Raw genomic sequence first — 8,993 nt, forward strand, 5'->3', positions numbered from 1 at the left:
TGCGAAAAGGGAAGATGTCGGTGTATTTAGAAAAATTGCGCGCTCATTTTCGGAAAAAATATGACCTCATGAAAAACCTGATCGAAAAATCTGGCGTGCTGCGAGTCCGTTACGTTTCAGACGGCGGATTGTTTTTCTGGGTTGAGCTCCAATCCGGCGACAGCATGGATTCTTATAATTTTTACAAATACATGAAGGAGAAAGAGAGAGTATGGTTCCTTCCCGGAAATCTTTTCAGCCAGGATGGGACTCACGGCAGATTTCTTCGTCTCAGCTATGCCACGCCAACAAATGAGCAAATCCGGACGGGACTCCACAAAATTATCGACACGCTGAAACAGCAGGAATTCTGATCGAAATACCAAAATTTTCCACTGACGTTTACAGCGGATGGCGTAATCGTGTACTAAAAAAAGACGCTTAATGCGGGTAAATGACGCACAAAAATTTATTGCAGAAAAGGGCCAACGGCTCTATTCCCTTCCGAAGTGACGGAGAAATTCAGCGTTGGAAAGCTCAAGAATCGTGGGACGACCGTGAGGGCAGAAAAAGGGCTGCTGGCATTCGTGCAGATCCCGCCACAGGGTCAGCGCCTCTTCCGGCCCCAGTTCTGTGGTCACTTTGACGGCTTCCTTACAGGCCATCGTCGCCCAGTTTCGCCAGAGCAATTCGGCAGGATCGGCGTCGCCTCCGTCGCGCAGGGCCGCCAGCGACCCGCGAAGCAACGCCTCCGGAGGGACATTTACTTTCAGAAGAGAAGGAATGGCCGCAATCCACAGACCACCATCCCTTTTTTCAAGAGCAAATCCAAAATTTTTCAGAAGTTCTTCCTTTTCTTCGGCTTCCAGTTGCAGAGAAGGGGGAAGAGGAACGGGCATCAGAAGAGGCTGTGAGCGCTGCCCATCTTTCGCTTCCGCCCGAATACGCTCGAAGGCCACCCGTTCATGAGCCGCGTGCGGATCCACGAACACCGCCCCCCCTGGCGTGTCGAAGATCAGATAACCCGAAGCGAGCTGTCCCAGACAGGTCACATTTTCCGGCAGTTCAGAGACGGCGGCTTCTGCATCTTCGTCATATGTATTTGAAGTCGGAACGTTCAAAGTCGGGTCATCAAAAAACGCCCTGTCCCGCACGGGCAGATTCGTGGCTTCCTCTTCCGCCGCATTCGGCCCGAAGTTGAAACCAGGAACTTCCACGCGTCCAAACAGATTCTCGGAAGAAGGACTTCGCAGGGCGGCGTTTTTTCCGGAAGATCCTGTAAAAGCCGAATTTGTCTCTTTGAAGTCCCAGCCGGAACCTGGCCGCGTCTTTTCAGATGGATTTTTCCAGACGCCGGAATCCTTCGGTCGAAGATCCCTCGACTCCGTCGAAAGCGTCTTTCCCTCACGAACATAGACAGGAGCCCGACCGCCAAGCTGCAGGCTCGCTTCCTTCACGGCGCTGAAAACCTCGCCGGGGTAGCGGAAACGAATCTCCGCCTTGGCCGGATGAATATTGACGTCCACCAGCGCGGGATCGACGGTGAAAAAGAGCGCCCAGCCTCCGATCAGCTCCCGGGCAGCCGCTCCCACGGCGCCTTTGATCAGCGGATCGTTTACAGCCCGCCCGTTGACAAAGGAAATGACGTCGTTCCGTCCCTGTCGGGGCTGCCACCAGCACTCCAACGCGATATGTCCGGCCGACGCCTCCACGGTCAGAACAGCCGGTTCAGCTCCCCATAAATACTCAATGACCCGGCGACGGTCCCCGCTGCCGTCGGTGGAAAAAATGGAACGTCCGTCGTGTTCCAGGACAAACGCCGTATCCGGACGGCAAATTGCGTATTCTCTCAGCAAGGAAGCCACGCGGCGCAACTCTCCGGCGGCACTTTTCAGAAACTTGCGACGTGCGGGAAGGTTGGAGAAGAGCTCATCGACCTGGACGCGGGTTCCCGGACTGCAGCTGGTCTTCAGGTGGTCGGAAACGCGCCCCTCGAAGGCGCGAAGGAGTCCTCCGCTTTCCTCCTCCGGAGGACGGGAACGAATCTCCACCTTCGCCACGGCGGCCATGCTGGCCAGAGCTTCCCCTCTGTAGCCCAGAGTATGGATGGCGTCGAGATCCTCGATTCCGGCAATTTTACTGGTGGCGTGCCGGGTCAGGGCCAGAGGCAGTTCATCAAAGGCGATCCCGGCCCCGTCATCTTCCACTACGATGCGCACCCGTCCGCCGTCCCATAGCTTCACTCGAATGCGCTTCGCACCGGCATCCAGAGAGTTTTCAATCATTTCCTTGACCGCCGACGACGGGCGCTCCAGAACCTCCCCCGCGGCGATTCGGGACCATACTCCCTCGGGCAGCAGATTAATGGTCATGATTTTTGCCCCTTCAGTACCTTCAGACTTCTTTCTTTCATTTTATACAGAGTCTCCATGGCTCTCATGGGAGTCAGGTTATCCAGGTCCATTTCCGACAGTTCTTCGATGACGGCGTCCGCCTCGGGAGAAAACAGGGTCAGCTGCTCCCGAAGATGGGTCAGAGGAAGCGGGTCGGGTATCGACGAACGCTCGAAGCCTTCCTTTTCGAAAAGTTCCAGCAGCTCGAAAGCGCGACGCAGGACGCTTTTGGGAAGTCCCGCCAGACGGGCAACCTCGATGCCGTAGGAACGATCCGCCGGACGCCTCACCACCTGATGCAGAAACAGAATGCCCGCGTCTCCCTCGGCCACCGCCATGCTGAAGTTTCTGACCCCCTCCAGCCGCTCTTCGAGGCAGGTCAGCTCGTGGTAATGGGTGGCGAAAAGCACCCTCGGAAGAGCTCCGCAATCGTGGTGCAAATATTCCAGCACCGCCCAGGCGATGCTCATTCCGTCCCAGGTGGAGGTCCCCCGTCCCACTTCATCCAAAATCACCAGGCTGCGGTCGGTAATATTATGGAGAATGGAAGCGGTTTCCAGCATCTCCACCATGAAGGTACTGTTGCCGCGCACCAGATCGTCTCGCGCTCCGATGCGGGTGAACACCCGATCCACCAGACCCAGAGACGCGCTCTCGGCGGGCACCCAGGAACCGGCCTGAGCCATGATGGACACAAGCGCCGTCATGCGAAGCCATGTGGATTTGCCCGCCATATTCGGCCCGGTCAGGATGATGATGCGGGCTTCTTCGCCGCCCAGCGTCACGTCGTTGGGAACAAAGGAAGAATCGGTCAGGGTCGTTTCAAGAACGGGATGACGTCCGCCTCGAATATTCGTGACCCCGGAGGCGTTCACCTCGGGGCGTACGTAATTCCGTTCCTGAGCCACCCGCGCCAGGGAGCCCACGCAGTCCAGAAGCCCCAGCAGGCGCCCCAGCATCTGCAGATCCAGTCCTCGCCCGATCACGCGCTCCACCACCTCATGATAGAGCTCCGCCTCGATGCGGGCAATCTCTCCTTCGCTCCGATCCATTTTTTCCTGAAATTCTCGTAATTCAGGCGTTACGAAACGTTCGGCGTTCACCAGGGTCTGACGGCGCTCGTAGTAGGGCGGAATGGTCTCCAGCCCCGTGCGTCCGATTTCCAGGTAATAGCCAAAAACTTTGTTGTATCCCGACTTCAATCTTGAGCTTCCTGTGGCTTCGCGTTCCTTTTCCAGATATTCCGCCAGCCATTTTTCGCCATTTTCACCCGCGGTTCTCCAGGAGTTCAACTCCTCGCTGAAAGAGGAACGAATCACCTTCCCTGCCCCCAAAATCCGGGGAAGTTCTTCCTCCAGAGCGTCATCCAGATATTCGCAGAGGTCCTGCAGGTCAGGAAGGGTTCGCGCCGCCTCTCCCAGGGGCTCCTCGAAGACGAAAGACCGCAGTCTGGGCAGCGTTCTCAGGGTATCCCGAATCGCGGCAAGATCCCTGGGCGTTCCGGTTCCCATCGAAAGCCGCGAGAGCGCACGTTCCACGTCCCTGGCGGCGGACAGGACGTCCTGCAGATCGTACAGCAGAGCGGCGTTGGGGACGAGACAGCCGATATAATCCTGTCGTTTGGCGATAGCGGAGAGATCGAGAAGGGGCCTCAGCAGCCAGTTGGAAAGAGATCTGCGTCCCATGGGGGTACGACAGCGATTCAGGCAGGAAAAAAGGGATCTGTCCATACCGGACGTTGAATCCGGCATCAAATCGAGATTGCGCTGGGCGGCGTCGTCCAGGTACATGTAATCCCGGGGGTTCAGCGGCGCGATGCGCAAAACGTGACGAACGGATCCGAACTGAGTGGAAGAAAGGTAATCCAGAACCACCCAGGACGGCCCCACACAGGGATCGTCCTCGGCGATGCCCCAGCCTTCCAGACGGACGGCAGAGAGTGCTGTTTTCAGGCGATTGGCGGCCGCGGCCGTTTTAAAGAGTTCTCCTGAGCGCGGCAGAAGGGTGAACGAGTGAATCCCCACGGGAAAAGTATCCGTTTTTACGCCGGCGGGGTAAAGCACTTCTCCGGGAGAAAAGGCCGTGAGCGCCGCCATCGTCTCGTCTGCGGAAAGAGTTCCCGCTTCGAGGCGTCCCGTCTCGGTGGAGAGAAGAGCCACGGCAAAACGGCCGTCTCTCGTTGGAGCGACGGCCGCCAGATGTCCCGTATTTTCACTTTCCTCGGGAACGTAGGTCCCGGGTGTAACGACGCGAACCACCCGACGTTCCACAAGCGTCCGCCCGTTGGGTTCTCCGATCTGCTCGCAAATCGCCACCCGGCGTCCCGCCCGAATCAGACGCCCCAGATACATATGAAGAGCGTGATGAGGCACCCCCGCCATGGGAATGTTTTCCTGCCGACTGGTCAGCGTAATATCCAAAATAGCCGCCGCGTCACGGGCATCTTCAAAAAAGAGCTCGTAAAAATCTCCCATGCGAAACAACAGCAACGCATCGGGATACTCCGCTTTCCATTTTTGATATTGCGCCAGCCAGGGCGTCATTTTCAGATCTTCAGACATCATCACATTCTTCGCATTTAAAAATCAAATTTGGACCGTTGGCCCTTCCCGCACCGGCCGGCGGCGATTTCTCTCACACAAAAAGCTGCGTTTTAAAGCCGAGATCTTCCCCGTCAGCGCAGAAGGGTGAGCATGACGCCCGCCGCCACGGCCGTTCCAATGACGCCCGCCACGTTCGGCCCCATTGCGTGCATCAGAAGGTAGTTGCCAGGGTTCTCGGACTGCACGACGCGCTGAACCACTCGAGCCGCCATGGGCACGGCGGAAACTCCGGCAGATCCGATAAGAGGATTGATCTTTCCCTTGCTGACGATTTTCATAATTTGTCCGCAGACCAGTCCTCCGGCAGTGCTGAAGATAAAGGCCGTCAGACCCAGCAGAATGATCAGCAGAGTATCGATTTTCAGGAAAGACTCCGCCGCCATCGTCGCTCCCACGGAGATACCCAGAAACACCGTCGTGATGTTCAGGATCTCGTTCTGCGCCGCGCCGCTCAGACGCTCCGTAACCCCGCATTCACGAAGAAGGTTGCCGAACATGAGAACACCGATCAATGGCACGCAGGCGGGAAGAATGAGACCCGCCACGATCGTACAGATGACGGGGAAAAAAATCTTTTCCCGCTTGCTTACGGGGCGCAGTTTATCCATACGTATGGCTCGATCCGCCTTGCTGGTCATAAGCTTCATGACCGGCGGCTGAATCAGAGGAACCAGAGACATATAACTGTAAGCCGCCACAGCGATGGCTCCGAGAATCGACTGCTGTCCCAGTTTCACCGTCAGGTAAATGCTCGTGGGGCCGTCGGCGCCTCCAATAATCCCGATGCTGGCCGCCTGCTGAATGTTGAAGCCCAATAAATTGGCGCCCACGAAGGAGACGAACACGCCAAACTGAGCGGCCGCCCCCAAAAGAAAGGTTATGGGGTTGGCCAAAAGCGGGGCAAAATCCGTCAGAGCGCCAATGCCCATGAAAATAATGATTGGATAAATCTCGTGTTCCGTCCCAAAAGAGACGTAACGCAAAAAGCCCCCTTCGTCCATGATTCCTGAAAGAGGCAAATTGACCAGAATGCAGCCAAAAGCGATGGGGACCAGAAGCAGGGGTTCGAACCCCTTGCCGATGGCCATATAAAGCAATATCAGCCCCACAATCAGCATCACGAAGTTTCCTGGTATCGCAAGGCCTCCCAGACGTACATTCAACGAAAAAATTTCAGCAAACCCCGAAGATGAGAACAGCTCTTTTATAGCTTCCGCGTAGACACTCATATTCATAATCTTTACAAACCCCTCCCCATTGAATTGACGGCGGCAACGGTATCTGACACTCCTTCGAAAAAGCCGGCGTCAGGAGAGAACGATCAAAACATCTCCCGTGTTGACCGAATCGCCACCCCGCACACGTACTTCCGTGATCGTTCCATCGGAAGGCGCGAAAATTTCATTCTCCATTTTCATGGCCTCAAGCATCAGAACAAGATCGCCATTTTTCACATGCGCGCCCACACTGACCTTGACGTCCAGAATTTTTCCCGGCATCGGCGCGACGATGGTGGAGCTTCCCGCGGCAACGGGAGCGGGGGCCGCGACAGGAGCGGGAGCGGGAGCTGCGGCCGGTGCAGGGGCTGCGGCGGCGACAGGCGCGGGCTGAGGAGCGGCGACAGGGACGGGAGCCGGGGCTGGCGCGGAGGCGGCAACAGGAGCGCCGGCAGCCAGTTCCTCTACATCTACGATATAACTTGTACCATCTACAGTAACTCTGTATTTGCTCATCTCAAAATTTCCCCTTTCGGTTTTTTCCTGTATGGTATTTTAGCTCAGTGTTTCCACGGACGTATAAGACGACTTCCGACGCGCTCCACAATGCCCGACGTTCTCCAGTTTGTTCCGGTGAAAGGAGTTGTCCGCCCAGCGGCGGGAGTGATGCTCATAACTCTTCCCCGTCCCTGAGTAGCGGCCAGAACAGCCGCGGTGATCACCGCCGTTATCCGGCTTTTATCCGACACAGACGGCGCGGCGGCAGGAGCCTGGACAGCGAGAGTCGGCGTGGCAGCCGCGGGAGTATCCTGATCTTTTCTGCCTTTTTCTGTATTTTGACTTCCCGAAAAAAGCTTGATTGCATAAATAACGGCCGTCAGACCCGCAAGCACGATAAACACGATCGTAAACGCGATCAGGCTCACCGTCAACGCTCCGCCTATTCCCTGAAAACGGCTCAGATGCTGTTCCATGGTAAATTTTCTGCCTCCCTCAGTGCGGAATGACTCCGTGCTTTTTGGCCGGACGTCCCGTGCGTTTGCTGTCCATACCACAAAGGGCCCGCCACAGCTCAACTCTCGTCTCCTCGGGAAGAATCACGCGATCGACCAGACCCCGTTCCGCAGCCACGTAGGGCGTGGCAAAGGCATTGCGGTATTCGGCGATTTTTTCCAGCCGCGCCGCCGCGGGATCCGGAGAACTGTCGATCTCCTTTTTGAACACGATGTTCGCCGCCCCTTCAGCACCCATGACCGCGATTTCCGCCTGAGGCCACGCCAAAACCACGTCCGCGCCCAGCGCCTTGCCGCTCATGGCCAGATAGGCGCCACCGTAGGCTTTTCTCAGGATGATCGTTATGAGAGGAACCGTGGCTTCACTGTAGGCATACAGCAGTTTCGCGCCATGACGAATGATTCCGTTATGCTCCTGGGTCACGCCGGGAAGGTAGCCCGGAACGTCCACAAAGGTGACGATCGGCAAATTGAAGGCATCGCAATGACGGATAAAACGGCTGGCCTTGTCCGAAGCGTCGATGTCCAGACATCCCGCCATAACCCTCGCCTGGTTGGCGATAATGCCGACCGAGCGTCCGCCGACTCTGCCGTAGCCCGTTACCATATTCTGAGCCCAGTCCGGCTGGACCTCGGTGAACTCTCCCTTGTCCAGAACGAGCTCAAGGACGCTTCTCACGTCGTAGCCCTTGTTGGGGTTGACCGGGACAATGTTCCGCAGAGCCGGATCCGCCCGATCCACGCTGTCTGTGGTTTCCTGCACCGGAGCATCGTCCAGATTGTTCGACGGCAAATAGGAAAGAACCCTGCGAACCTGATCGAAGCATTCCTTCTCTGTTTTGGCAAAAAAATGCGCGTTGCCGCTTTTTGAGTTGTGGGTTTTTGCCCCGCCCAGTTCTTCGCTGGTCACTTCTTCTCCCGTGACGGCCTTGATGACCGCGGGGCCTGTAATATGCATAACACTCGTTTTGTCCACCATAAAAACGAAGTCCGTCAGGGCCGGGCTGTAAACGGCCCCCCCCGCCGTTGGTCCCATGATGACCGATATTTGGGGAATGACTCCACTGGAGATGGTATTGCGGAAAAAGATCTTGCCGTAGCCGTTCAGAGAATCGACGGCCTCCTGAATACGAGCTCCGCCGGAGTCGTTGATTCCGACCACGGGACAGCCCATCTCAAGGGCCATGTCCATGACCTTACAAATTTTGTCGGCGTGTTTTTCTCCCAGAGATCCCCCAAGAACCGTAAAATCCTGACTGAAAACAAAGACTTTACGTCCATCGACTGTACCCCAGCCGGTTACGACGCCGTCTCCCAGGGGCTTTGTCTTTTCGAGTCCGAAATTGGTGCATCGGTGTGTGACAAACTCATCGATTTCTACGAAGGAACCCGGATCCAAAAGCTGCGCGATACGCTCTCGTGCCGTCCCTTTTCCCTTCTCCTTCTGTTTCGCGACCGCTTTCTCTCCGCCGCCCCCAAAGGCGGAAAGACGCTTTCCTTTCAGTTCCTCGCAAAGCTCCTCCATACTTCGAAATTCCATCCTCTAAAGTGCCCCCTTTTCAGTCGATAAAACGACCCTGTAATTCTACATCAGGCAAAATCTGAAACATGGTATAGAGTAACATAAAACTTCTTTTATGAGACACTCAAAATACCGTTAAAAAATTGCTAAAACAACAGCGGGACGAAGAAAAATTCTCTTTGTCCCGCTGTTGTTTCATTCAGTTTTCCGGCAGTGACCTGCTCTCCCGTGTGTACCCCACACAGTACCCTCGGCGCGGTCGGGCT

7 protein-coding genes are annotated in these 8,993 nt (G+C 56.2%); 1 reads left to right on the top strand and 6 read right to left on the bottom strand.

The features are described 5' to 3' along the window. The coding region (locus LBR61_13765) for an aminotransferase class I/II-fold pyridoxal phosphate-dependent enzyme (GenBank protein MDR1733148.1) at positions 1–353 on the top strand (353 nt) is incomplete at its 5' end. Positions 354–473: 120 nt separating this feature from the next. On the opposite strand, the gene mutL is transcribed toward LBR61_13765, so the two are convergent. The 6 genes from mutL to LBR61_13795 all read right to left on the bottom strand — a co-directional run bounded on the left by mutL (position 474) and on the right by LBR61_13795 (position 8,745). Then, positions 474–2,351 (bottom strand): DNA mismatch repair endonuclease MutL, encoded by a 1,878-nt coding sequence (mutL, locus tag LBR61_13770; GenBank protein MDR1733149.1) that lies wholly within the window; start codon positions 2,349–2,351, stop codon positions 474–476. Further along, positions 2,348–4,933 carry a DNA mismatch repair protein MutS gene (gene mutS, locus LBR61_13775; protein ID MDR1733150.1) on the bottom strand — a complete coding sequence of 862 codons (2,586 nt, stop codon included), beginning with the start codon at positions 4,931–4,933 and terminating at the stop codon, positions 2,348–2,350. The genes mutL and mutS overlap by 4 nt, the downstream gene beginning before the upstream one ends. Positions 4,934–5,046: 113 nt before the next feature. Beyond that, complete coding sequence (locus LBR61_13780) at positions 5,047–6,204, bottom strand: sodium ion-translocating decarboxylase subunit beta (GenBank protein MDR1733151.1); 1,158 nt, start codon at positions 6,202–6,204, stop codon at positions 5,047–5,049. A 78-nt stretch (positions 6,205–6,282) separates the two neighbouring features. Continuing rightward, positions 6,283–6,708, bottom strand: coding sequence for a biotin/lipoyl-binding protein (locus LBR61_13785; protein ID MDR1733152.1), 426 nt, complete (start codon positions 6,706–6,708; stop codon positions 6,283–6,285). A 44-nt stretch (positions 6,709–6,752) separates the two neighbouring features. After that, the gene (locus tag LBR61_13790) at positions 6,753–7,166 is read right to left on the bottom strand and encodes an OadG family protein (GenBank protein MDR1733153.1); all 414 of its coding nucleotides are present in this window, start codon (positions 7,164–7,166) and stop codon (positions 6,753–6,755) included. Between the two features lie 19 nt (positions 7,167–7,185). After that, on the bottom strand, positions 7,186–8,745 hold the full coding sequence (locus LBR61_13795; protein ID MDR1733154.1) for a methylmalonyl-CoA carboxyltransferase: 1,560 nt from the start codon (positions 8,743–8,745) through the stop codon (positions 7,186–7,188). Positions 8,746–8,993: the final 248 nt, after the last annotated feature.

The organism is Synergistaceae bacterium (genome assembly GCA_031272035.1).
Taxonomy (GTDB): Bacteria; Synergistota; Synergistia; order Synergistales; family Aminobacteriaceae; genus JAISSA01.